At 62.4% G+C, this 21,641-nt stretch carries 23 protein-coding genes; 8 read left to right on the top strand and 15 right to left on the bottom strand.

The genetic code is table 11. The features are described 5' to 3' along the window. Positions 1-42 precede the first annotated feature (42 nt). Entirely contained in the window at positions 43-1,911 is a 1,869-nt protein-coding gene (htpG, locus tag QQJ96_RS05920; protein WP_284331045.1) for a molecular chaperone HtpG, read from the bottom strand. A 138-nt stretch (positions 1,912-2,049) separates the two neighbouring features. Then, the gene (htpX, locus tag QQJ96_RS05915; RefSeq protein WP_284331044.1) at positions 2,050-2,937 is read right to left on the bottom strand and encodes a protease HtpX; all 888 of its coding nucleotides are present in this window, start codon (positions 2,935-2,937) and stop codon (positions 2,050-2,052) included. A gap of 139 nt (positions 2,938-3,076) precedes the next feature. Here htpX and gluQRS point away from each other — a divergent pair, with 139 nt between their 5' ends. Further along, complete coding sequence (gene gluQRS, locus QQJ96_RS05910; RefSeq protein WP_284331043.1) at positions 3,077-3,943, top strand: tRNA glutamyl-Q(34) synthetase GluQRS; 867 nt, start codon at positions 3,077-3,079, stop codon at positions 3,941-3,943. Positions 3,944-4,166: 223 nt separating this feature from the next. Then, complete coding sequence (phbB, locus tag QQJ96_RS05905) at positions 4,167-4,907, top strand: acetoacetyl-CoA reductase (RefSeq protein ID WP_284331042.1); 741 nt, start codon at positions 4,167-4,169, stop codon at positions 4,905-4,907. Between the two features lie 78 nt (positions 4,908-4,985). Here the strand turns inward: phbB and QQJ96_RS05900 are convergent, their stop codons facing one another. Further along, positions 4,986-5,768, bottom strand: a complete 783-nt coding sequence (locus tag QQJ96_RS05900; RefSeq protein ID WP_284331041.1) for a tRNA threonylcarbamoyladenosine dehydratase — start codon at positions 5,766-5,768, stop codon at positions 4,986-4,988. 146 nt (positions 5,769-5,914) lie between these two features. Here QQJ96_RS05900 and QQJ96_RS05895 point away from each other — a divergent pair, with 146 nt between their 5' ends. After that, entirely contained in the window at positions 5,915-6,304 is a 390-nt protein-coding gene (locus QQJ96_RS05895; RefSeq protein ID WP_284331040.1) for a cytochrome C, read from the top strand. Between the two features lie 42 nt (positions 6,305-6,346). Here QQJ96_RS05895 and QQJ96_RS05890 read toward each other — a convergent pair whose 3' ends face one another. The 8 genes from QQJ96_RS05890 to QQJ96_RS05855 all read right to left on the bottom strand — a co-directional run bounded on the left by QQJ96_RS05890 (position 6,347) and on the right by QQJ96_RS05855 (position 12,560). Further along, positions 6,347-7,927 (bottom strand): glycosyltransferase family 39 protein, encoded by a 1,581-nt coding sequence (locus QQJ96_RS05890; protein ID WP_284331039.1) that lies wholly within the window; start codon positions 7,925-7,927, stop codon positions 6,347-6,349. A gap of 193 nt (positions 7,928-8,120) precedes the next feature. Continuing rightward, positions 8,121-8,423, bottom strand: a complete 303-nt coding sequence (locus tag QQJ96_RS05885) for an Mpo1-like protein (RefSeq protein ID WP_284331038.1) — start codon at positions 8,421-8,423, stop codon at positions 8,121-8,123. 20 nt (positions 8,424-8,443) lie between these two features. After that, the gene (locus tag QQJ96_RS05880; RefSeq protein ID WP_284331037.1) at positions 8,444-9,319 is read right to left on the bottom strand and encodes a pirin family protein; all 876 of its coding nucleotides are present in this window, start codon (positions 9,317-9,319) and stop codon (positions 8,444-8,446) included. A gap of 11 nt (positions 9,320-9,330) precedes the next feature. After that, positions 9,331-10,389 carry an NADH:flavin oxidoreductase/NADH oxidase gene (locus QQJ96_RS05875; RefSeq protein WP_284331036.1) on the bottom strand — a complete coding sequence of 353 codons (1,059 nt, stop codon included), beginning with the start codon at positions 10,387-10,389 and terminating at the stop codon, positions 9,331-9,333. Positions 10,390-10,444: 55 nt separating this feature from the next. Further along, entirely contained in the window at positions 10,445-11,335 is an 891-nt protein-coding gene (locus QQJ96_RS05870) for an alpha/beta hydrolase family protein (RefSeq protein WP_284331035.1), read from the bottom strand. Positions 11,336-11,407: 72 nt separating this feature from the next. Next, complete coding sequence (locus QQJ96_RS05865; protein WP_284331034.1) at positions 11,408-11,617, bottom strand: cold-shock protein; 210 nt, start codon at positions 11,615-11,617, stop codon at positions 11,408-11,410. Positions 11,618-11,856: 239 nt separating this feature from the next. Further along, positions 11,857-12,069, bottom strand: coding sequence for a cold-shock protein (locus QQJ96_RS05860; protein ID WP_126686951.1), 213 nt, complete (start codon positions 12,067-12,069; stop codon positions 11,857-11,859). A gap of 281 nt (positions 12,070-12,350) precedes the next feature. Further along, positions 12,351-12,560, bottom strand: coding sequence for a cold-shock protein (locus tag QQJ96_RS05855; RefSeq protein WP_126671911.1), 210 nt, complete (start codon positions 12,558-12,560; stop codon positions 12,351-12,353). Between the two features lie 277 nt (positions 12,561-12,837). Here QQJ96_RS05855 and QQJ96_RS05850 point away from each other — a divergent pair, with 277 nt between their 5' ends. Further along, on the top strand, positions 12,838-13,227 hold the full coding sequence (locus tag QQJ96_RS05850) for a hypothetical protein (RefSeq protein WP_284331033.1): 390 nt from the start codon (positions 12,838-12,840) through the stop codon (positions 13,225-13,227). Here the strand turns inward: QQJ96_RS05850 and QQJ96_RS05845 are convergent. Then, positions 13,219-14,490 carry a winged helix-turn-helix domain-containing protein gene (locus QQJ96_RS05845; RefSeq protein ID WP_284331032.1) on the bottom strand — a complete coding sequence of 424 codons (1,272 nt, stop codon included), beginning with the start codon at positions 14,488-14,490 and terminating at the stop codon, positions 13,219-13,221. The genes QQJ96_RS05850 and QQJ96_RS05845 overlap by 9 nt on opposite strands. A gap of 150 nt (positions 14,491-14,640) precedes the next feature. Between QQJ96_RS05845 and QQJ96_RS05840 the strand changes: the two genes are divergently transcribed. After that, the gene (locus tag QQJ96_RS05840) at positions 14,641-15,054 is read left to right on the top strand and encodes a hypothetical protein (protein WP_284331031.1); all 414 of its coding nucleotides are present in this window, start codon (positions 14,641-14,643) and stop codon (positions 15,052-15,054) included. Positions 15,055-15,167: 113 nt separating this feature from the next. Further along, the gene (locus QQJ96_RS05835; RefSeq protein ID WP_284331030.1) at positions 15,168-16,253 is read left to right on the top strand and encodes a phospholipase A; all 1,086 of its coding nucleotides are present in this window, start codon (positions 15,168-15,170) and stop codon (positions 16,251-16,253) included. 53 nt (positions 16,254-16,306) lie between these two features. Here the strand turns inward: QQJ96_RS05835 and QQJ96_RS05830 are convergent, their stop codons facing one another. Both QQJ96_RS05830 and QQJ96_RS05825 read right to left on the bottom strand, forming a co-directional pair. Next, a complete protein-coding gene (locus QQJ96_RS05830) occupies positions 16,307-17,491 on the bottom strand; it encodes an FAD-dependent oxidoreductase (protein ID WP_284331029.1) in 1,185 nt (394 codons plus the stop codon). A 47-nt stretch (positions 17,492-17,538) separates the two neighbouring features. Further along, positions 17,539-18,021, bottom strand: a complete 483-nt coding sequence (locus QQJ96_RS05825; protein WP_284331028.1) for an FKBP-type peptidyl-prolyl cis-trans isomerase — start codon at positions 18,019-18,021, stop codon at positions 17,539-17,541. A gap of 127 nt (positions 18,022-18,148) precedes the next feature. Here QQJ96_RS05825 and QQJ96_RS05820 point away from each other — a divergent pair, with 127 nt between their 5' ends. Together QQJ96_RS05820 and dacB are read left to right on the top strand one after the other, a co-directional pair. After that, complete coding sequence (locus QQJ96_RS05820; RefSeq protein ID WP_284331027.1) at positions 18,149-19,486, top strand: MATE family efflux transporter; 1,338 nt, start codon at positions 18,149-18,151, stop codon at positions 19,484-19,486. A 39-nt stretch (positions 19,487-19,525) separates the two neighbouring features. Continuing rightward, positions 19,526-21,073 (top strand): D-alanyl-D-alanine carboxypeptidase/D-alanyl-D-alanine endopeptidase, encoded by a 1,548-nt coding sequence (gene dacB / locus QQJ96_RS05815; protein WP_284331026.1) that lies wholly within the window; start codon positions 19,526-19,528, stop codon positions 21,071-21,073. A 48-nt stretch (positions 21,074-21,121) separates the two neighbouring features. On the opposite strand, the gene QQJ96_RS05810 is transcribed toward dacB, so the two are convergent. Beyond that, on the bottom strand, positions 21,122-21,598 hold the full coding sequence (locus tag QQJ96_RS05810) for a glutathione peroxidase (protein WP_284331025.1): 477 nt from the start codon (positions 21,596-21,598) through the stop codon (positions 21,122-21,124). Between the last annotated feature and the right edge of the window lie 43 nt (positions 21,599-21,641).

Genomic DNA, 21,641 nt, shown 5'->3' with positions numbered 1-21,641 from the left:
CGCGGGAATGACGGCCATGTGGGCTATCGGATGAGGATGTCGTTAACCCAGCAACACGCGATTCAAGCGCTGTACGAAAGCCGCAGGATCGGGCAACGGCGCTCCCGCAGCGATCTCCGCCTGTTCCAACAGCAGGTTGGCCAGATCCTTCGCCTTGCCTGCATCACTCTCCGCTTCCACCCGCTTGAGCAGGGCATGTTGCGGATTGATCTCCAGCGTAGGTTTGCTGCTGGGCATGTCATGCCCAGCCTCGCGCAGCAGGCGCGCCAGATGCGGGGCCATCTCGTAATCGGACAAAGCCAGGCATGACGGTGAATCGGTCAGGCGCGCCGAAACCTTCACGTCGCCGACGCGATCGCCCAGCAACTCCTTCAGCTTGTTGAGCAGCGGCTCGGCGGCCTTGCTCGCTTCTTCCTGCTGCTTCTTCGCTTCCTCATCCAGCGGCAGTTCGCCCTTGGCGACATTGCGCAGCTTCTTGCCGGCATATTCGTTGAGGCTGCCCAGCATCCATTCGTCGATGCGGTCGGACATCAGCAGCACTTCGATGTCCTTGGCCTTGAACGCTTCCAGCTGCGGGCTGCCAGCGGCGGCGGCGTGGCTGTCGGCCGTGATGTACCAGATGGTGTCCTGGCTCACCGGCATGCGGCCGATGTAATCGTCCAACGCTACGTTGCGCGCGCTGCCCTCGCCCTTGGTGGAAGCGAAGCGCAGCAGCTTGGCGATGCGCTCGCGGTTGGCCTGATCTTCCGCGATGCCTTCCTTGAGCGTGTTGCCGAAGGCCTGGTAGAAGGTGTGGAACTTCTCCGGCTCGTCCTTGGCCAGCTTTTCGATCAGGTCCAGCACGCGCTTCACGCAGGCGGCTTTGATCCGTTCGAGCTGGCGATTGTGCTGCAGGATCTCGCGGCTCACGTTGAGCGGCAGATCGTCGGCGTCCACCACGCCACGCACGAAGCGCAGGTAGTTGGGCAGCAAGGCTTCGGCCGCATCCATGATGAAGACGCGCTTGATGTAGAGCTTCAGGCCCTTGCGCTCATCCCGGCCGCCCATCATCAGCTCGAAGGGCGGCTGCGAAGGCAGGTAAAGCAGGGTGATATAGCTCTGGTTGCCTTCGACGCGGTTGTGCGTCCAGGCCAGCGCGTCGTTGAAATCGTGGCCCAGCGACTTGTAGAAACTCTGGTATTCCTCGTCGCTGAGTTCGCTTTTGGACTTGGTCCATAGCGCAGAAGCCGCATTGACGGTTTCCCATGTTTCGCTGGGCTTGCCGTCCTTCTCCTCCGGCATGCGAATCGGAAAGGCGACATGATCGGAGTAGCGCGTGATCAGCGAACGCAGTTCCCAGCGCTTGAGGAACGTGTCCTCATCGGCTTTCAGATGCAGCACGATCGCGGTGCCGCGTTCGGGCAGCTCGACCTGCTCCAGCGAGTACTCGCCCTTGCCGTCACTTTCCCATTTCACGCCCTCACCGGCTGGCACGCCGGCACGGCGGCTGAGCACGGTAACTTTGTCGGCCACCACGAAGGCCGAGTAAAAACCCACGCCAAACTGGCCGATCAGGCGCGCGTCGCCTTTCTGCTCGGCACTCATTGCTTCCAGGAAACGACGCGTGCCGGAGCTGGCGATGGTGCCCAGGTTGGCGACGATTTCCTCGCGGCTCATGCCGACGCCGTTGTCGCGCACGGTGACCGTGCGTTGGTCGGCATCCCAGCTTACGTCGATATGCAGCTCGGCGTCGCCGGCGAGCAGCTCGGGCTTGCCGATGGACTCGAAACGCAGCTTGTCGCAAGCGTCCGATGCGTTGGAGATCAGCTCGCGCAGGAAGATTTCCTTGTGCGAGTACAGCGAGTGGGTCACCAGGTGCAGCACCTGGGCGACTTCGGCTTCGAATTTGCGGGTTTCGGCTATGGCGGTCATAGGTGTCGTCGAAGGTTTGTCAGGCAACAAAGAATGAACGGCGCCCGGTCGTTCCGGAGAGAAAACAGGTTTATCTGCTCCTCCCCAAAAGGGAGCGGAAAAACGAGCGCCCTCCCTGCAACAGGGGGGCGCAAGACATCACATCTGCTTCTGCAACGCCGCGATGCGTTCTTCCAGCGGCGGGTGGCTCATGAACAGGCGCTGCAGGCCCTGCGCCAGCGGACCGGATATGCCGAAGGCGGCCATCGCCTTGGGCAAGCTGCTTTCGCCATGGTTGAGCTGCAGGCGCTGCAGCGCGGAGACCATCGCGCCGCGACCGGCCAGTTTGGCGCCGGCGGCATCGGCCCGGAATTCGCGCCAGCGCGAGAACGCCATCACGATCATCGAGGCGAACAAGCCGAACACCAGCTGCAGCACGATCACCGACACGAAATAACCGATGCCGGTGCCTTCACGCTCGCGGCCACCGGAAAGCCAGCTGTCTACCAGACGGCCGACGATGCGCGCGGCCACGATCACCAGCGTGTTGAGCACGCCCTGGATCAAGGTAAGGGTGACCATGTCGCCATTGGCCACGTGGCCGATCTCATGTCCGAGCACGGCGGCCACCTGCTGGCGGTCCATCTGCTGCAACAGGCCGGTGCTGACTGCCACCAGTGCATGATTCCTGCTCATGCCGGTGGCGAAGGCGTTCATTTCCGGCGCATCGTAGACCGCCACTTCGGGCATACCGATGCCGGCGCTCTGCGCGTGATGGCGCACTGTGTCGACCAGCCAGCGTTCGGCCTCGTTCTGCGGCTGCTCGATCACGCGCGCGCCGGTGGTCATCTTCGCCATCCACTTGGACATGGCCAGCGAGATGAAGGCGCCGCCCATGCCGAAGACCGCCGCATAGGCGAGCAGGCCGCCCATGCCGCCGTAGCCGCGCGCGGCCGCCCACTGATCGATGCCGAACACGTGGCAGACGATGCTCAGCAGCAGCAGGACAGCAATGTTGGTGAGTAGGAAAAGTGCGATGCGGCGCATGGTCATCCCTAAATGTCACTCCGAAGGGGCAATGGTAATCCGACCACCGAGGTTCGGTCCAAGTGCCGGTTTTTCAAGGGCTAAGCAAAGACCGCTGGCGCGGCGCGGAGTTTCCACCCTGCTTACGTAGAATGGCGCGATGAGTTATCGCGGACGTTTCGCCCCCTCCCCTACCGGCCTTCTGCACGCGGGATCCCTGGTCGCCGCCGTGGGCAGTTGGCTATGCGCACGCCATGCGGGCGGGCAATGGCTGGTACGCATGGAGGACATTGATCCGCCCCGCGAGGTAGCCGGCTCCGCGGCTGCCATCCTCGGCGCCCTGCCTGCGTTCGGCCTGCTAGCGGACGAGCCGGTCATCTATCAGTCATCCAGGGTTGCCGCCTATGCAGCCGCCTTCGAGCAGCTGCGGAAGGCCGATCTCGTGTTTCCCTGCTGGTGCAGCCGCAGCGATCTGGCCGCGACGGGCGGCATCCATCGCGACGGTCGCTGCGTTGCGCGACCTGATTCCCAGCGCACGCCGGCCTGGCGCGTCCGGGTGGCGGATGAAGCCATCTCCTTCATCGACGACCTGCAAGGTCCGCAGCAGCAGCGCTTGCGCGACAACGTGGGCGACTTCGTGATCCGCCGCGTGGAGGGCTACTACTCCTACCAGCTGGCGTGCGTGGTGGACGATGCCTGGCAAGGCATCACCCAGGTGGTGCGCGGCAGCGATCTCAAGGATTCCACGCCCAGGCAGATCTGGCTGCAGCGTTGCCTGGGCTTGCCTACGCCACGTTACCTGCATCTGCCGCTGGTACTGGATGCCGAAGGCCGCAAATTGTCCAAGTCCGATCGGGCGCGCGAAGTGGACTCTTCCAGCCCTCTGCCGGCTCTGCACCGTGCGCTCAGGTTTCTTGGCATCACGCCAGCGGAAACGGCCGTCCATCCATCCGCCTTGCTGGAAGCGGCGCTCGCGGATTTCGAACCGCGTCGTATGACGCAATGCAGCGATCATCGCCCGGCTTAAGGATGCTCTGATCCATGCCGCGTGAAACACCTGCAGGCCTTCTGGACGTTATGCCGGGCACGCGGCATGGATCAGAGCATCCTTAACCCTGTATAACGAACCGATGCGCAGCTGTGGCGTGCTGTCCAGAACCGCTATGCCTTTGTGATGTCTGCGTATAACCTCAAAGGGTTCGCGCGCCTTGCGCGGTACTCATTACGTAGACATTCCAAGGAGAACAGGCATGACTCAGCGTACGGCTCTGGTTACAGGCGGCACCGGTGGGATTGGTACGGCGATCGTGCGCTACCTGGCCAAACAGGGACATAAAGTTGTCACAAACTATCGTGACGAGGCGAAGGCCGAAGCCTGGCGCAAGGTCATGGCGCAAGATGGCATCGAAGTCACCACCGTACTTGGCGACGTATCCGATCCAGGCTCCTGCCAAAGCATGATCGACGCGATCCACCACAAGCTGGGTCCGGTGGATATCCTGGTCAACAACGCCGGCATCACCCGCGATACCACGTTCCACAAAATGACCTACCAGCAGTGGATGGACGTGGTGAACACCAATCTCAACGCCTGCTTCAACGTCACCCGTCCGGTGATCGAAGACATGCGCACGCGCAAGTGGGGCCGCATCGTGCAGATCAGCTCGATCAACGGCCAGAAGGGCCAGTACGGCCAAGCCAACTACGCGGCTGCGAAAGCCGGCATGCACGGCTTCACCATTTCGCTGGCCCAGGAAAATGCGCGCTTCGGCATCACCGTGAACACCGTCTCGCCCGGCTACGTCGCCACCGACATGGTGATGGCCGTACCGGAGGAAGTGCGCGAGAAGATCGTCGCACAGATTCCCGTCGGCCGGCTTGGCAAGCCGGAGGAAATCGCCCATGCGGTGGCCTTCTTCACCACCCAGGAAGCCAGCTGGATCACCGGTGCAAACCTGGCGATCAATGGCGGCCACTACATGGGTTGGTAATGCCGTACCGCATAACCCTCCCCCAACGGGAGAGGGTTATGCGAAGGGATGGACATACGTCCCGGCCAAGAACAGCTATCAGCGCTCCAGCAGTTTCTCCATCACCTTCCCTACCGCCGCAAACGCGAACGCACCGGTAACATGCGTGGCGGCGCCCAGGCCGCCTCCGCAGGCGAGGTTCAACGAGTCACCTCCGGGTGGGCGGGTGCCACACACCGTTCCATCCGGTTGCGGGTACTGCACGTTTTGCAGTGAATACACCGCCGACACGCCGAAGTAGCGATCGGGATTACGCGGGAAGCCGAAATCCTGGCGAAGCTTCTTTCGGATCAGGCTGAACATCGCATCATGCTCGGTACGCGAAAGATCGCGCACGCGAATCTGCGTGGGATCGGTGCGGCCACCGGCCGAGCCGACCGTAACCATCGGCAGCTTGCGGCGGCGGCACCAGGCGATGGCTTCCAGCTTGACGCGGAACGCATCGCAGGCATCCAGCACGACGTCATAGCCACGGCCCAGCAATTCATCCAGCGTGGCGGGCGTGAGAAAACGCTCGATGGCTTCCAGGCGGATCGCCGGGTTGATCGCATGCGCGCGAGCCGCGATCACGCCCACCTTGGGCTTGCCATACTCGCCATCCAGCGCATGCAACTGACGGTTGGTGTTGGAGACGCAAACTTCATCCGCATCGATCAGCGTCAGCCTGCCCACTCCGGTACGCGCCAAAGCCTCGGCCGCCCAGGAGCCAACGCCGCCGATGCCAATCACGCAGACATGTTTATGCGCCAGCTTTGCCACGCTGCCGGCACCGTACAGCCGCTCGACACCATCGAAGCGCTCAGAGGGATACTCATGGCTCATGAGCGGCCACCGGCCGCCATCGCTGGAACGCAAGGATTCACGTTGGTACCTGGCTTAAGAAGACCTGCCTATTTTACCCGGCCCAAGGGATCGCTAAGAATCTTGCGCTAAGCTCGGCCTCTAGTGTCCTTCGGAGAGGTAAGGCAATGCGTGCAGCGCTCCTGATCGTGCTGGGTCTGGCCATCGGCATTCTCGGTACCGTGTTCACCATGCGAGCGCTGAGCGAGCGCAACCCGTTCCCGGAGGCACTGATGGTGACCATGGGTTTTCACCGGCATCAATTGCAGCAGGCGGTGAAGGGGCAACATTGCGACGCCACCGCCAATCTCGACCAACTGCAGCACATGCAGATGATCGCTGCGGACATCCCGGCCGCCTTTCCGGATGCGCCGCAGCCCTTCAAGGATCTGTCCGGCAAATTGCATTCCGCCCTGCAGACGGCCGCTCAGTCGGCTCCCGCAGATTGCCCGGCACTCGCCGCGGCGCTCAAGCCGGTGGACCAGACTTGCCACGAATGCCACCAGCAATACCGCTGAAAGCTAGGCTGGGATGCCAATCCCAGCCTATGCTTGCCCTAACTAGTTCGGTTCTGCTTCTTCGTCAGGCGCGGGGAACATCAGGATGGTGATTTCCTTGCCCTCGGGGATCTCCACCGCAGGCGTACCCAGCGCTGCGATGCGATTTTTGAAATCCGTCAGGTCTTCGCGCTGACCCAGCGCCGAGCGTCCGTTCACCGCCCACACGCGGCTGCCTTGCCGCCAGCGTGCCAAGGCTTCATCGAGCTGTGAGGTCACCAGCGCGGTGGCGTCCAGCGGCAGCTCGCCTTTCGGTTTCAGCATCGAGAGCATGGTCGGCGCGTTCGGATCGGCGGTGAACACGGTATCGCCCGGGCGTACGTTGGCCGCCAGCGTCGCCGCTGCCATGTCCCAACGCGGCTTGGTTTCTATCCGATAGACCGGCCCCAGGTTCACCGCACCCAACAGGAACAACAGTGTGGCGGCCATCGCCAGCGCACGGCGCGGCAGCAGGTCCGCACCCAAGCCAGCCAGCACGAAGAATGGCGCCGCGCTCCACAGCACGTAGCGTGGCAACAGCATGGACTTGAACAGCGAAACACCCAGGATCAGCAACGGTAGTACCAATACGCTCAGCAACAGCACGCGTCCTTCGAGCCTTCGATGCGTACGGATCACGCCGGCGCATCCGGCCAGCGCCACCATCAGGCCCAGCAAGGGCACGGCGGTATGCATCAGGTCGAACTTGACCACCGCCAGCATGCGCATCAGATAGACACTGCCTGCCACCACCCACATGTGCTGCCAGCTCAGCTCGGGAATCCAGTCGAACTTCTGCAACATATGGCCATCGCTCGCCGCGAAAATCGCTACGTAGAACGGCAGCGTGCACACCCCGATCATCACGGTGCTCCAAAGCCAGTTGCGGCCGAACGCGTTACGCGTTTGTGATGAAGGAGCAAGGCTGCGCCAGATCAGCCACAAGGAAAGGTTCGCTGCGATCAGCCACGGCACTGCATCGCCCAGCACGTCCAGCGCGGCGATGGTGCCACCTACGTACGCGCCCCACCCCATCCGTTCGGCGTCGGCGCCACGTACATCAACCGCTGCGCGCAGCGGATGTCGTGCAAGGCGCAACAAGCCCCACAGGGCCACCATGATCAAGAAGATGACCAAGGTGTATGAGCGCGCCTCCTGACCGTACTGGACTTGCAACGGCGACAGCGCCATCAACAATCCAGCGATGATGCCCGCGTTACGGCTACCGATACGTGAGGCCGTTACGTACACCATACCTGCCGACATCGCACCGAACAGCGCGGACGGAATGCGTAGCCACGCATCGCCCGCACCAAAGAAAAAGGACAACAGCCGCAACAGCAGGAAATAGGTCGGCATGTGCCGGTTGGTGAAGCTGTCGGCAACCAGCCCGGACAGGTCCAGGTGAATGCGCTGCAGCGTCAAGGCTTCGTCAAGCCACAGCGACTGGTGGTCGATGCGAAACAGCCGCGCCGCCAGGCCAAGCATCACGATGGCCAGCAACCAGATCCGGCTTGCATGCGCCGCCGATGCCGCACGGCCATCCCATGCATGACGGCGGTACAGTGCATCCGTGTGCATCGCAGGAGTAGTGGTGTCGTTCATGCACTGACAATCCGCGGCCGAGCCTGGCTGAGGGCAAGCAATGTAACGCGCGTACCATTGACCGGTTGTATGGCGTATATGACAGGTTAGTGCACATTCAGCCGAAAAAGCTTGCGAACGTGACTTGCGGCATGGATGACCTGTGATGGGTACCGTATGTGGCCGCTTTCATTATCGGGCCATCAACGCCCCATCAAATCTTCACCCTGCCGCGCCAGACTTCCCAATACATCACCCAGTCGCCCATCAGGCTGTAAAGGGGATGGCGAAAGGTAGCCGGCCGGTTTTTCTCGAAGGCGAAATGGCCGACCCAGGCAAACCCGTAGCCGACTACCGGCACCGACCACAGCCATGCCAGCCGGCCGGACACCAGCGCGTACCCGAGTATCAGCAAGACCAGCGAACTGCCGATGAAATGCAGGCGGCGGCAACGCCGATCCCGGTGCTCGCTGAGGTAGTAGGGATAGAAATCACGAAAGCTGGCGAAAGCGGACATGAGCGTTCTCCACGGCGTTGTTACTCCGGCAATGGGATGAATTCTTCCTCGTCCCCCACCACCTTGGCGAAAGCTTGGGCGGCCCAGTCCGCCTTGGCCTGCTCGATGCGCTCGCGCGAGCTGGATACGAAGTTCCACCACAGATGCCGTTCGCCATCCAGCGGCGCTCCGCCAAACAGCATCAAGCGGCTGGCCTGGTTCGCCCGCAGCTTGGGGGCCGTTGCACCGGCCTGCACGGCCATCTGCCCGGAGCCAAGGGCAAGCTCGCCCCAGCTGACTTCACCCTCGATCACATGCACGCCACGCTCGGCATGTTCGTCCGGCAGCGCCAGTTCCGCCCCGGCCTCCAGCTGGGCCTGGATAAAGAACATCGGCGCGAACACTTTCACCGGCGAAGTATTGCCATAAGCGGTACCTGCAATCAGTACCAGCTCCACCCCAGGCTGACGAACGCGCGGCAGGCTTTCCGCGTCGTGATGATGAAATTCCGGTTCCACTTCTTCATAGGCACGCGGCAATGCCACCCACACCTGGATACCGTGCATGCGCTGGCCGCTGCGGCGCGCTTCCGGCGGCGTACGCTCCGAATGGGTGATACCACGGCCGGCGGTCATCCAGTTCACCGCGCCGGGCATGATGTCGGCCAGGCTGCCAAGGCTGTCGCGGTGACGAATGCTGCCCTCGAACAGCCAGGTGACCGTGGCCAGGCCGATATGCGGATGCGGGCGCACGTCGATGCCTTTGCCGGGCATGAAATCCGCCGGCCCCATGTGGTCGTAGAACACGAAAGGACCAAGATGGCGCGTGCTGAGCACCGGCAGCATGCGGCGGACGACAAAGCCGTCGCCCAGGTCGTGCAGGCGGCTTTTGTCGATCAGGGTCGGCAGGGGCGACACATCGGACTCCTTTACCAGGCGCGCTGATATTGCGCCGGCGGCGTGATCGTTGCACCCAGTTCCTGCGCGGCACGACGCGGAAAATAGGGATCGCGCAAGCTGGCGCGGGCGATCAGCACCAGGTCGGCGGCACCGCCGGCGATGATGCCATCGGCCTGCCCGGGCTCGGTAATCAGGCCTACCGCGCCGGTGGCGATGGACGCTTCCTGCCGGATCCGCGCCGCAAACGGCACCTGGTATCCCGGACCGAGCGGAATCTTTACATGCGGCACCAGGCCGCCGCTGGAGACGTCGACCAGATCTACGCCAAGTTCGGACAGCTGGCTTGCCAGGCGTACGCTGTCGTCGATGTTCCAGCCATGATCGGCCCAGTCGGTAGCCGAAACGCGCAGCCACAGCGGCAGGCTGTCCGGCCATACTTCGCGTACGGCGGCAATGACCTCACGCAGCAGGCGCGTGCGGTTCTCGAAGCTGCCGCCATATTCATCCGTGCGGTGATTGCTGAGCGGCGACATGAACTGATGCAGCAGATAGCCGTGTGCGCCGTGCAGTTCGATCAGCTTGAAACCAGCCTCTTTTGCACGCACCGCCGCGGCTCGGAAATCGGCAACCAGCTTGCGGATGCCTTCGATGTCCAGCGCCTGCGGCACCTGCCAATCCGCGTCGAACGCAATCGCCGAGGGCGCCACCGTTGGCCATGCGCAATGGTCCGCGGGTAAGGAGCCACCGCCTTCCCACGGACGCCAGGCGCTCGCCTTGCGACCGGCGTGCGCCAGCTGCACGCCGGGAACCGCACCGTGTTCGGCCAGGAACGCGGCAATCGGACGCCAGGCTTCGAGTTGCGCCTCGTTCCAGATGCCGGTGTCATGGCCGGAAATACGCCCTTCCGGCGAGATCGCGGTGGCTTCGGCGATGACCGCTCCGGCGCCACCAACGGCACGGCTGCCCAGGTGCACCATATGCCACGCATCGGGTACGCCATCCTGCGCGGAGTACTGGCACATCGGCGATACCACAATGCGATTGCGCAAAGTCTGGCTACGTTGAATATACGGCTCGAACAGCTTCATCGCGGCAGCGCCTTGCTAGAACGAAGCTGCGAACATGGCGGCGATCGCAGCACGATCAAGTATGGCCATCGCCATTCATCCACGTTGCCCACTTGGCAACGACACTTGCCGGCATTTTCATCCAGCTGAAATGGTCCGCGGGCAGCCCTGCGAGCTGGTCGGGCCCGATGATGGCGGTGCGTTTCGCCGCTTGAGGCATCTTGTCCAGCAGCCACGCCAGCGAACGTGATGGTGCAAGCCAGTCGTCGCGCATTTGCAATGCCAACACCGGCATCTGCAGTGCTGCCAGCTGCTGTTCGAAATCCACTCCCATGCTGCTCGCGGCGTAACGCCCGCTGCGGCCGCTGCGCGACCAATCCGCAATCACTCCACGTGCTTCGTTACCGCCAAAACCGATCCGACGTCCTGGCAGATAGCCGAGCAGCTGCGACAGCGGTCCCGCGGCAACAAGGGCTGCAAAAATCAGCGGCGCATACGCAAAGTTGCGCCAATAAGGAGAACCGCTCGCCGCCAACAAGATGCCCGCGAAGTCATGCGGATGCAGGCTGGCGTAGAGGCAGGCCAGCTGTCCGCCGAGGCTGTGGCCACCGATCCATGGTTTCGCCTGCGGCCAGCGCATTCGCGCTTCGTGCACGCCCGCTGCCAAATCCATCTCCAGTATTTGGCGATAGCCCCAGTCACTGCCGCGGCTTGCGCGGCGATCGCTGGAACCAAGGCCTCGCCACTCATGCAAGGCGACGGCAACGCCACGCGCGGCAAATGCTTCAGCCAAAGGCAGGTAGTGCTTCGCCGCCACGCCCAGAGCGGGTAGCCAATAGATCCACTGCTGCACATGCTCGACGGGCTGTACGCAGATCAGTTCACTATGCGCGCCGTCGGTTGAGGTAACCGCTACGACAAAGGTGGCGACGGAGTGGATGGGAGCGGCTTCAAGAGAGGCTGACATCGCCACAGCTTACCCGGCACAAAAGCAAAAAGGCCGGCACCTGGGCCGGCCTTCAGTCAAGGTGTCAAGGACTCATGCCCTGCATACTTTGTCTGCCTGCAATCCCTTTTGCCCCTGCACCACGTCGAAGACGACTTTTTCGCCTTCCTTCAAACTCCTGAAGCCATCCCCCTGGATCGCACGGAAATGCACGAACACATCCGGGCCGTTGGTGCGGCTGATGAAGCCAAAACCCTTGGCGTCATTGAACCATTTCACGGTGCCACTCTCACGTTCCGACATAAATCACTCCATTGGCGAGCAACGACTTAGTTCTTCAGACCAGCCGACCCACCCGAGCCGGCGGCTTACTGGAATGCTTTAGATCGAGTGCAAGCACGCGGATCAAGCACCGCAGTGAATACAGCTTAAGCACTTCCGTGAATTAAAATGTGATGGAAAATTCACGCAAAAATCGCGAATAAAACGAAAAAGCCAGGCAATAAGCCTGGCTTTTTCACCTCTCGTTAATCCTTAGGACTTTAGACCGCTTCGACTTCTTCCGCCTGCAGGCCCTTGGGTCCCTGTTTCACCTGGAACTTGACCTTCTGGCCTTCCTTGAGCGAACGAAAACCGTTGCCCTTGATGGACTTGAAGTGCACAAACAGGTCACCGCCCTTATCGCTGCTGATAAACCCATATCCCTTGGCGTCGTTAAACCACTTGACTGTGCCAGTTGCTTCCTGATCCGACATGACTTACCCCATCCGTTCTAGCGCTCACTTTGGAAAACCGCCGCCCACCCGAGCTGCGGCTACTGGGCATGCCGAAGACCCATCGTGCGCCCGGTGCAAAACCATTTGCGAGCACGCATTAGCCGGCCAGCCAGCAGGCACAGCATAGTGATTTCCGTGAATCAAAATGTGATGGAAAATTCACGCGCTCAATCACATTTGATAATCGCTACTTTATTTTCGGCAATAAAAAAAGCCGGGCATTCCGCCCGGCTTTTTTTTGCATCGATCTATATCGATGATTAGGCCGGAACCACTTCATCGGCCTGCAGACCCTTCTGGCCCTGCACTACCTTGAAGCTGACCTTCTGGCCTTCCTGCAGGCTCTTGAAGCCGTTGCCCTGGATCGCGCGGAAATGCACGAAAACATCCGGGCCATTGTCGCGGCTGATGAAGCCGAAACCCTTGGCATCGTTGAACCATTTGACGGTACCGATCTGACGATCAGACATGTTGCTCACTCCAAAACTCAAGTTTTCAAACAAAGAGACTCGACCACCGCGCGCGGCAGTCTGCTTACTGGTGTGCTAAGGAAAACCCAAGGGGTGAGCGATGAGGCAGATCGTGATCGGCTGCATCGGGTCACATGACTCTGGTGACCTAAGGCAAACTCAGTGAGGGCATTATACCTGTAATAGCCGCTCCTGGCGAATACTCGTTCAGCAAGCATGCGCCCAGGCGGTATGCTTAGGCTCACCCGGACCTGTGATGACTTTGTGATGATGCACCATGAAACAGCGTAATACGGTGATTTTCCGCGGTTTTACCGACCTCGGCCTGGCCGCGGTCGCTGCGCTCGGATTGCTGCTGGCCGGCTGCAGCCAGGGGGTGAAAAAGCCGCAAACAGCCAATCTCGGGGCCAATGCCGAGGCCGTTACCGGCATCCCGGCCTGCGACAGCTACCTTAGCAGCTACCTCGCCTGCCATCGCGCCGCCGGCACCTATCCCGCGGATGCCCTGCAAACGCACTACCAGGCGATACGCGATACCTTGCTGCAGCAAGCCAACGACCCCAGCGTGCGTCCTTATCTAGCCAACCGCTGCATGGGACTTGCCCAGCAGATGCACGATGCGTTGCAAGGCCGCACCTGTACATCGCAGAACGCCGCATCACGCTGACGCCTTATGTCGCCAATGGGCGCGTAGCGCAGCTGCCAACGCCGCAGGCCGGCATCGCCCGAGTCGAATATCGGGTGTGCCGTGCCAGGCCGCGATGGAAACAATCGCCTCCGCCACTTCCTTCAGCGTACGCTCGCTGGATTCGACGCCCTCTTCGAAAAACAGCGCCTTGATCTCGAATAAGCCTTCGGCCCGGTGCGCCTTGGCATCGAGGCGGCCGATCAATCGCCCGCGATGTAGGATCGGTAGCACGTAATAGCCGTAGCGCCGCTTGGCGGCCGGTACATAGCACTCGATGGTGTAGTCGAAATCGAACATCGCGCGCACGCGCGCCCGATCCCATACCAGCGGATCGAATGGCGAGAGCAGCGCCGTATGCGTCGCCCGCAGGCGCCCCGCGCAAGCGCTATCTAGCCACGCAGCATGATCGCGATGCACATAGGCGGCGCTGTCCCAGCCGGCCACCTGCACTCTCAGCAGTTCCCCGGAAGCCAACAGGGGGGCAAGTTCCCGCTCGTCCACGGCCGGTTTGAGCCGGAAGTAATCGGCAATCCAGCGCGCCTGCGTAATACCCAGCGCGCGCACGCTGTCGAGGATGAAATGCCGCCGCAACTCGATAGTGCTCCGTGTCAGCAACGCGCTGTCGAACGGCGGGTCGAGCTTGGCAAGCACGCGCTCGGCCAGATCGTAAACGCGCTGAAAGCGCTCGCGTCGCGTCACCATCAACTCGCCAGAGGCGAACCACGCTTCGAGCCAGCGCTTTTCCGGCTTCCATTCCCACCAGCCCGAAGCAGCGCGCTCGGCGCGCTCGAAATCCGAAGCGCGTACCGCCCCGGATACACGTACGCGTTCGAGCAAGGCATGCATCTCCTTGAGATTGGCATCGCGTGCGCGCGCCGCGTGCTTGTCCGCCCAATGATTGCTTTGCGCCTGGGCGCGCCACGCACGGTGCAAGCCGAGTTCGGCGGCGCTGACGAAACACGCTTCGTGCGCCCAACATTCAGCGATGCGGCCCGCTTCCAGCGCTTCTTCCAGCCAAGCCTGCGGATAGTTTCCAAGCCGCGCATACAGCACCAGGTAAGGGCTGCGCGCGACGACATGAATGCTGTCGATTTGCAGCAGACGCATGCGCTGGATCGCAGCGACCACATCGTCACGACTGGCGCGACGCTTGGGTGCCTGCAGCAATCCTTGCGCGGCCAACTGCAAAGCACGAGCTTGTGAGAGTGCTATGACCCTCTCAGGCAAAGAAAGTTCGCTCAATGACGCCCGCCTTCACGCAATGGATACGGCCCTATTCTGCTGCTATTTACGGCCATATTGTTAATGTGGATACCAAGCTGGGCGGGCCGTATGCACCACGCTTCGTGGTTACCGACAACGGCTCGCGCAAGCGTTGCATGGAGCTACCCGATGAAAAAACGTATCCCCACTCTCCGCACTTCCATTTTCGCTACAGGTCTGCTTATCGCAGGTGTCGCATCGGCACAAACGCAAAGCCAGCCGATGCAGCAGGCCACGCCACCCACCCAGGGCACGACGGCAACCTCGCCGACCCAAAGCACCGTCCATGCCGGTAGCACCGGCGCCAACAGCGCCACCTACAGCACGGCGCAGGGTCAGGTGCAGGTCAACTCCACCATGGGTTCGACACCGTCCGCCGCTTCGCCGCCCGCGTTCGAACAACTGGCCAACGGCAAGAAATACATCAGCAAGCAAGACGCCGACGCGTACCCGCCGCTGGCCAACGATTTTCTCTACGCCTCCCACAACGGGGACCGCATCACCAAGGCTCAATACGAGCGCTGGGTGAAAAATCTCAACTGAGCGAAACGCTCGCTTTCTGTTCGATCTAAGCCGGCCGTCCTGTGACGGCCGGCCTTTTTTGCTGCACGTGCTGACGGCTAGACTCGCCAGGAGTAGCGCCTCGGGGAGCAAGCATGAAAACTTGGCCCGGCTTCTTGCTGGTCAGCGTGAGCGCCGGCCTTGCGGTATTACCTTTACGCGCGCAAAACGTCGATCCCGCCGACTTCAAGGCATGTTCCGGCATCAGGAGCGACGCACAACGACTTGCCTGCTATGACCGCGCGGCGGGAAGCAACCGGGTAGCGGTACCAGCTGCGCAAACGTACACAGGGCCGTCCACGTTGCCCGAGTCCGCCGGGTTGCACCACGAACATGAAACGGCTGTATCCGAAAGCGCGTCCGCGCAGCTTTCGCTGCTGGACAGCCGTTGGGAACTTTCCCCCGAAAGCAAGCTGGGCACCTTCAACTTGCGCGGCTACCAGCCGATCTACGTGCTGCCGGTGTTTGCCACCACGCATCAGAACAATCTTCCCTATAGCCCGAATCCCAACAATGCAGTGCATACGCCGCTGGGCATGCAGAATATCGAGGGCAAGTTCCAGCTGAGCGTGAAAACCAAGATCTGGCAGGGCGTGTTCGGCGCCGCCGGAGACCTTTGGTTCGGTTACACGCAGGATTCCTACTGGCAGGTTTACAACACCAAGCACTCCAGTCCGTTCCGCGAGACCGACTACGAGCCCGAGGCGATGCTGGTGTTCAACACCGACTACCACCTGTTCGGCTGGCATGGCCGGCTGCTTGGCATCGGCCTCATTCACCAGTCCAACGGACAATCCGACCCGCAGTCACGCAGTTGGAATCGGGTGATGGCACAGGTCGGTTTCGAGCGCCCGAACTGGTCGATCGTGATCCGCCCTTGGTGGCGCATTCCCGAACAGGCCAAGGATAACGACAACCCGGATATCAGCAATTACATGGGCCGCGCCGACATGATGATCATCCACGAGTGGCATGGCCAGGAATTCACCCTGATGCTGCGCGACTCGCTGCGCGGCGGCAGCCTGCAACACGGCGCCGGGCGCTTTACCTGGAGTTTTCCGCTGGCCGGCGGCCTGCGCGGCTACATGGAGCTGTTCAAGGGTTATGGCGAGAACATTCTGGACTACAACCACAACGCCACCTACCTGGGCGCGGGGGTTTCGGTGCTGGACTGGTACTAGAAGGCCGGCTTCCTACGCAGCATCTCGACGCTGGGATTGCCATCCCAGCCGCCTCAGCGCCACCACCCAGCCTTGGTCCCGGTAAGAATCTTCAGCATCTGGCCACGCGCCAACGGCAAACGGCTCAACGGACCGAATCCGAGGTCACGCAAGACGGCCAGCGCCTTGCGCTCGGATTGAAACAAGGGCGTCAACCACCGGCTCAGCCGTTGATAGACCGCCAAATGCGCACGCCGGTTGCGCGCATAGGTTTGCAACGCTTCGTCCACGCTGGAACTCGCGGCAAGTGCCTGCGCCAGTGCCTCGGCATCCAGCAATGCCATGTTCACGCCCTGTCCGAGTTGCGGACTCATCGCGTGCGCGGCATCGCCCAGCAATACCATGCGGCCATGCACCGGCACGCGCATCACGACGTCGCGATAGCGGGCCCGATTGAGCTGCCCTGGCGAGTCGACTCCCTGCAAGCATTGCGCCGCCTCGGGCCAAATGGCCGCGACGCGCTTGCGCATGCGATCGAAGCCATGCTCGTCGAACGCATCCACCTGGTCGCCCGGCAAGCTGAAGTAGAAGGTGAGCCAGCGACCTGGATGATCCACACGCCGGCCCACCGGCAGCATCCCGATCATCTCGCGCGTGCCGGCATAGCGTTGCCGCAGTTCACGGGAATGTGGCCAATCGTCTCCGCGCAGCAGGCACCACAGCGCGCCCCATGGATACATGCTTTCACGTTGTGCAAGGCGCGGCACGCAACGGCGCAGGCGCGAATGGGCACCATCGGCCGAAACGATCAGGTCGAACGGGCCATGACGCTCGCCTTTATCGTCAAGCAGACAGCGCCCGTCGTCGGCGAGCTGCTCGATACAGACACCGGCCAGGACGCGATCCGCTTGCGGATACGCATCGCGCAATAGAGTGAACAGGCCGCCTCGCGTCATGCCTACGCCGAAACAGCCCGCGGCGTGCTCGCCATAACGCATGTCCATCACCATGCGGCCGCGATGGTTGCAGCCATGCAGGCGCTCGATGACTTGTCCCTGTTCGAGCGCAGCTTCGTGCAAGCCCAGACCGACGAGAACGCCAAAGCCGGTGGGCTGCAACAGGAAGCCGGCGCCGATTGGCCGCAGCGCCGGAGCCTGCTCGAAGACGGTCAGCTCGTGGCCCTGCGCATGCAGCATGAGCGCAGCTGCCTGACCGGCCGTACCGTAACCGACAATGGCGATACGCAAGCGTCCCTGCATGTGGCTTCCCTCGCCGCCGGCCAAGGCCGGCGGCCAACAGGTAACGCTTAGTGGTGATGGCCGCCCGGACCGTGCACGTGCCCGTGCGCGAGTTCTTCCTCGCTGGCGGCACGCACGTCGGTCACCTGGATGTCGAAATGCAGGGTTTGGCCGGCAAGCGGATGGTTGCCGTCGATGTGCACGGTCTCGCCATCAACGCGGGTAACGGTGACGTGCACCACGCCCTGCGGACCATGCGCCTGAAACTGCATACCGGGCTGGATCTCCTCCACCCCCTGGAACGCCTCGCGCGGCACTTCCTGCACCAGTTCCGCATGATGCACGCCATAGCCTTCGGCGGGCGCCACATCGATCTTGAACTGGTCGCCGGCCACGCGGCCGGCCATCGCCTTTTCCAGGCCCGGCACGATCTGGCCGCTGCCATGCAGATAGGTGAGCGGCTCGCGGCCCTCGGAGCTGTCGATGACCTGGCCCTGGTCGTCGGTAAGGGTGTAATGGAAGGAGGCTACGGAGTTTTCGGCAATCTGCATGATGGTCTCGCGTGAATGGATGAGCGCCGACCCTTGCCGACGATCGAAAGGAGCAAGGGTAGCACCTCGCACTGGCTGGACGCCCGAAACGGCGCCAGAATGCTGCTCTCCCGCCCGCGAACACCCCATGACGACGCTGATGGAAGCCTGGCGCCATCGCCCGACGCACCGGCAGGTGTGGGCGCTGGCTACGCCGATGATCCTGTCCAACCTCACCGTGCCCCTGGTGGCGCTGGTGGATAGCACCGTGGCCGGCCACCTGCCGCATACGCAGGACCTCGGTGCGGTCACCGTGGGCAGTGCCGTATATGCCCTGCCGGTGTGGAGCTTTGGCTTTCTGCGCATGGGCACTACCGGCTTTGCCGCGCAGGCCAAGGGTGCGAACGACGCCTCGGCATTGCGCACCGTACAGGCACAGGCGTTGTTGCTTGCCACGGTACTGGGTGTGTTGACGGCGCTGCTGATGGTTCCGTTGCTGCCATGGCTGGTGGCGCAAATGCATTCCACCCCGCTGATGGCCGGGCGCGCGCTGGATTATCTGCATCTGCGTCTATTGGGCTTGCCCGCAGCGCTACTCAACTACTCGCTGGCCGGCTGGTTCATCGGCGCGCAGCGCGCGCGCACCACACTCGCCCTGCTGCTGGTGACGAACCTCGTCAACATCGCGCTCAACCTGCTGTTCGTGCCGATGTTCGGCTGGGGCGTACCAGGCATTGCGCTGGCGTCGGTGGTGGGCGAATGGTGTGGCGCCTTTTATGGCTTGTGGCAAGTGCAACGGGTGCTGCGCGAGCTAGGCGGCCAAGTGGATCGGCAGGCCATGTGCGAGTGGCGTCAGTGGCTGCCACTGCTGCGGGTCAACCGCGACATCTTCCTGCGCACCTTGGCGCTGGAGGGCGTGTTCTTCAGTCTGTCCCTGCTTGGCGCGCGCCTGGGCGATGCCACCGTCGCGGCCAATGCGCTGCTGCTCAACGGTTTGATGCTGACCGCCTTCGGCCTGGATGGTCTGGCCAATGCGGTGGAGGCGCTATGCGGCCATGCCATCGGCGCCCGCGACCGTCATGCGCTACGCCGTGCGCTGGTCGTGGCAGGTGGCTGGTCCTTGCTCGGCAGCATCGGCTATGCGCTGTTCTTCGGCAGCGCCGGCCACCTGTTCGTGAACCTGCAAACCAACCTGCCCGAGGTGCGCCAAGCCGCGTACGGCTGCTTGCCGTGGCTGACGGTGCTGCCGGTCGTGGCGGTGTGGAGCTATCTGCTTGATGGGCTGTTCATCGGCGCCACGCGCGCACGGGAGATGCGTGACGGCATGCTGGTCTCCGTCTTGTTTTTCGCCTTGCTCGCCTGGCTGACGCGCAGTTTCGGCAACAACGGCTTGTGGCTGACGTTTCTCGCCTTCATGGCGATCCGCGGTGTAAGCCTGGGATGGTTGGGATTGCGCCTACGCCGACAAAGCGCATGGATCAGCTGAGCTATTGCGACCAGCATCGCTTCGGCAATACTTGGCGGCATGAAACCTGGATCACGATACCTGTTGCGGATCGGTGCGGCATGCATGCTGCTAGGCGGCCTCGCCGGAACTCCTGCCTACGCTGATGCCCCCGCCCTTGCCCCGGCGACTCGCGAGCAACTCGCCTCTGCCATCGACGATGAGATCGAGCAAGCACGCTTTGACGCGGCAAGCTGGGGTATCGACGTGGTATCCCTCGACACCGGCCGCACGCTGTACGCGCATAATGCCGATCGCCTGCTGGAACCGGCATCCACCGCCAAGCTCTACACGGCGGCGCTGGTGCTGGACACTATCGGCACCGACTACCGCATTCCCACCCAATTACTCGCCACGCGCCAACTGCTGCAGGGCCGGCTGGAAGGGCCGCTGATCCTGCGCGGCATGGGCGATCCGACGCTTGGCACGCCCGACACCAACCCGGACTGGGCCGATCAGCTGGCCGCCCAGCTCGCCGCCAGTGGCGTGCACGACGTACAAGGCGACCTGGTTGCCGACGACAGCTATTTCCAGGGACCGCAGGACGGTTCCGGCTGGGAAGCGCGTGACCTGCAAAGCTGGTTCGCCACACCGTCTTCGGCACTCAGCGTCGAGGACAACATGGTTCAGGTCAGCGTGACGCCGGCAAACGCCGCCGGCCATCCCGCAGCCGTGATGCTGAACCCGGCGGGCGCGATCCCGCACCTAGTGAACTCCATCACCACAAGCGCGCAAAACACGCGCAACGACATCAATCTTTATCGCGCACCCGGCAATAGCACTTTGTACGCCTTCGGTCATATCGCGGCGCATGGCGAGCCGCAGACATTCCGGCTCGCCATGGCCGATCCGGCCTGGTACGCCGGCACGCAGATGCGCGAAGCGCTTGAGCGCCACGGAGTGCACCTCCACGGCAGCTTGCGTGTGCGGCATTGGCCGGAGCAGGACAACACGGATCTGGGCAAGGCCGTGGTGCTGGCCCAGGTACTGTCGCCGCCAGTGATGGAGATCCTCGATCGCGGCCTGAAGCGCTCGCAGAACCTCTATTTGCAGAACCTGCTGCAGATCGCCGGCGTGAAGGCGCAGGCTCATGCCGAGCAATCCGGCGACCCGCCGGTTGGCTTCCTGAGCACCGAAGCCTGGGGCATTCGCGCGCTGAAGGACCTGCTGGAGCATATCGGCATTGCGCCAGGCATGGCCCAGATCGAGGAAGGTGCGGGACTGTCACGCAAAAATCTGTCCACGCCCGTCGCGTTCGTGCAACTGCTGACCTACCTCGCCAGCCAACCCTATGCCGGACAGCTGCGCGATGCGCTGCCGGCTGCGGGCGTGGATGGCACGCTCCAATGGCGTATGCGCAATACCGCTGCGGCGGACAACGTCCAGGCCAAGTCCGGCAGCATGAGCAATGTGCGCTGCCTGGTCGGCTATGTAACGACGGCTTCCGGCGAACGATTGGCGTTCGCGATCATGCTCAACAACTTCGCGCGCGGGGAGGATGAGCCCAGTCCCAGCCGGAATCTGGATGCGATCGTGGAGCTGCTGGCGCAGTTCAGCGGCAAGAGCTGATTCACGCCGCGAGGCGGAACGCAGGTTGGGCCCCCAACCTGCGTCTATTCAGCGCTTCGCCAGATCCTTCTCGAGCTTTTCCGGGGCATCGTTGGGCGCGTAGCGCTTCACCACGTTGCCCTGCTCATCCACCAGGAACTTGGTGAAATTCCACTTGATCGACTCGCTACCCAGCAATCCCTTCGCCTGCTGCTTCAGCCATCGATAAAGCGGATGGGTGTGCTCGCCATTGACTTCGATCTTGGCGAACATCGGGAAGGTCACATCGTAGGTGGTGGAGCAGAATTGCTTGATCTCGGCCTCGTCGCCAGGCTCCTGGTGGCCGAACTGGTCGCAGGGAAAGCCGAGTACCGCCAGGCCCTGGTCGCCGTGCTTGCGCCACAGCCCCTCCAGTCCCTTGTATTGCGGGGTAAAACCGCACTTGGAAGCCACGTTGACGATCAGCAGCCGCTTGCCGCGCCATTCGGCCAGGGAGCGCTCATTGCCGTCTATATCCCGCGCACTGAAGTCGTATACGGTGGTCATGGCATCGCTCCGGTCATATCAATATGCAAGTCTAATGCAGTTT

The organism is Dyella flagellata (genome assembly GCF_030160275.1).
Taxonomy (GTDB): domain Bacteria; phylum Pseudomonadota; class Gammaproteobacteria; order Xanthomonadales; family Rhodanobacteraceae; genus Dyella_B; species Dyella_B flagellata.
This window is presented reverse-complemented; position numbering and strand designations above follow the sequence as displayed.

What these genes read in the sequence shown, in the direction of transcription:
- QQJ96_RS05860 (WP_126686951.1), bottom strand. Translation starts at nt 12,069, where the DNA reads ATGTCGGATCAGGAAGCAACTGGCACAGTCAAGTGGTTTAACGACGCC.
- QQJ96_RS05900 (WP_284331041.1), bottom strand. Translation starts at nt 5,768, where the DNA reads ATGAGCCATGAGTATCCCTCTGAGCGCTTCGATGGTGTCGAGCGGCTG.
- htpX (WP_284331044.1), bottom strand. Translation starts at nt 2,937, where the DNA reads ATGCGCCGCATCGCACTTTTCCTACTCACCAACATTGCTGTCCTGCTG.
- QQJ96_RS05840 (WP_284331031.1), top strand. Translation starts at nt 14,641, where the DNA reads ATGAAAAAACGTATCCCCACTCTCCGCACTTCCATTTTCGCTACAGGT.
- htpG (WP_284331045.1), bottom strand. Translation starts at nt 1,911, where the DNA reads ATGACCGCCATAGCCGAAACCCGCAAATTCGAAGCCGAAGTCGCCCAG.
- QQJ96_RS05830 (WP_284331029.1), bottom strand. Translation starts at nt 17,491, where the DNA reads ATGCAGGGACGCTTGCGTATCGCCATTGTCGGTTACGGTACGGCCGGT.
- QQJ96_RS05875 (WP_284331036.1), bottom strand. Translation starts at nt 10,389, where the DNA reads ATGAAGCTGTTCGAGCCGTATATTCAACGTAGCCAGACTTTGCGCAAT.
- QQJ96_RS05825 (WP_284331028.1), bottom strand. Translation starts at nt 18,021, where the DNA reads ATGCAGATTGCCGAAAACTCCGTAGCCTCCTTCCATTACACCCTTACC.
- QQJ96_RS05870 (WP_284331035.1), bottom strand. Translation starts at nt 11,335, where the DNA reads ATGTCAGCCTCTCTTGAAGCCGCTCCCATCCACTCCGTCGCCACCTTT.
- QQJ96_RS05810 (WP_284331025.1), bottom strand. Translation starts at nt 21,598, where the DNA reads ATGACCACCGTATACGACTTCAGTGCGCGGGATATAGACGGCAATGAG.
- QQJ96_RS05850 (WP_284331033.1), top strand. Translation starts at nt 12,838, where the DNA reads ATGAAACAGCGTAATACGGTGATTTTCCGCGGTTTTACCGACCTCGGC.
- QQJ96_RS05820 (WP_284331027.1), top strand. Translation starts at nt 18,149, where the DNA reads ATGACGACGCTGATGGAAGCCTGGCGCCATCGCCCGACGCACCGGCAG.
- dacB (WP_284331026.1), top strand. Translation starts at nt 19,526, where the DNA reads ATGAAACCTGGATCACGATACCTGTTGCGGATCGGTGCGGCATGCATG.
- phbB (WP_284331042.1), top strand. Translation starts at nt 4,167, where the DNA reads ATGACTCAGCGTACGGCTCTGGTTACAGGCGGCACCGGTGGGATTGGT.
- QQJ96_RS05855 (WP_126671911.1), bottom strand. Translation starts at nt 12,560, where the DNA reads ATGTCTGATCGTCAGATCGGTACCGTCAAATGGTTCAACGATGCCAAG.
- QQJ96_RS05885 (WP_284331038.1), bottom strand. Translation starts at nt 8,423, where the DNA reads ATGTCCGCTTTCGCCAGCTTTCGTGATTTCTATCCCTACTACCTCAGC.
- QQJ96_RS05865 (WP_284331034.1), bottom strand. Translation starts at nt 11,617, where the DNA reads ATGTCGGAACGTGAGAGTGGCACCGTGAAATGGTTCAATGACGCCAAG.
- QQJ96_RS05835 (WP_284331030.1), top strand. Translation starts at nt 15,168, where the DNA reads ATGAAAACTTGGCCCGGCTTCTTGCTGGTCAGCGTGAGCGCCGGCCTT.
- QQJ96_RS05890 (WP_284331039.1), bottom strand. Translation starts at nt 7,927, where the DNA reads ATGAACGACACCACTACTCCTGCGATGCACACGGATGCACTGTACCGC.
- gluQRS (WP_284331043.1), top strand. Translation starts at nt 3,077, where the DNA reads ATGAGTTATCGCGGACGTTTCGCCCCCTCCCCTACCGGCCTTCTGCAC.
- QQJ96_RS05895 (WP_284331040.1), top strand. Translation starts at nt 5,915, where the DNA reads ATGCGTGCAGCGCTCCTGATCGTGCTGGGTCTGGCCATCGGCATTCTC.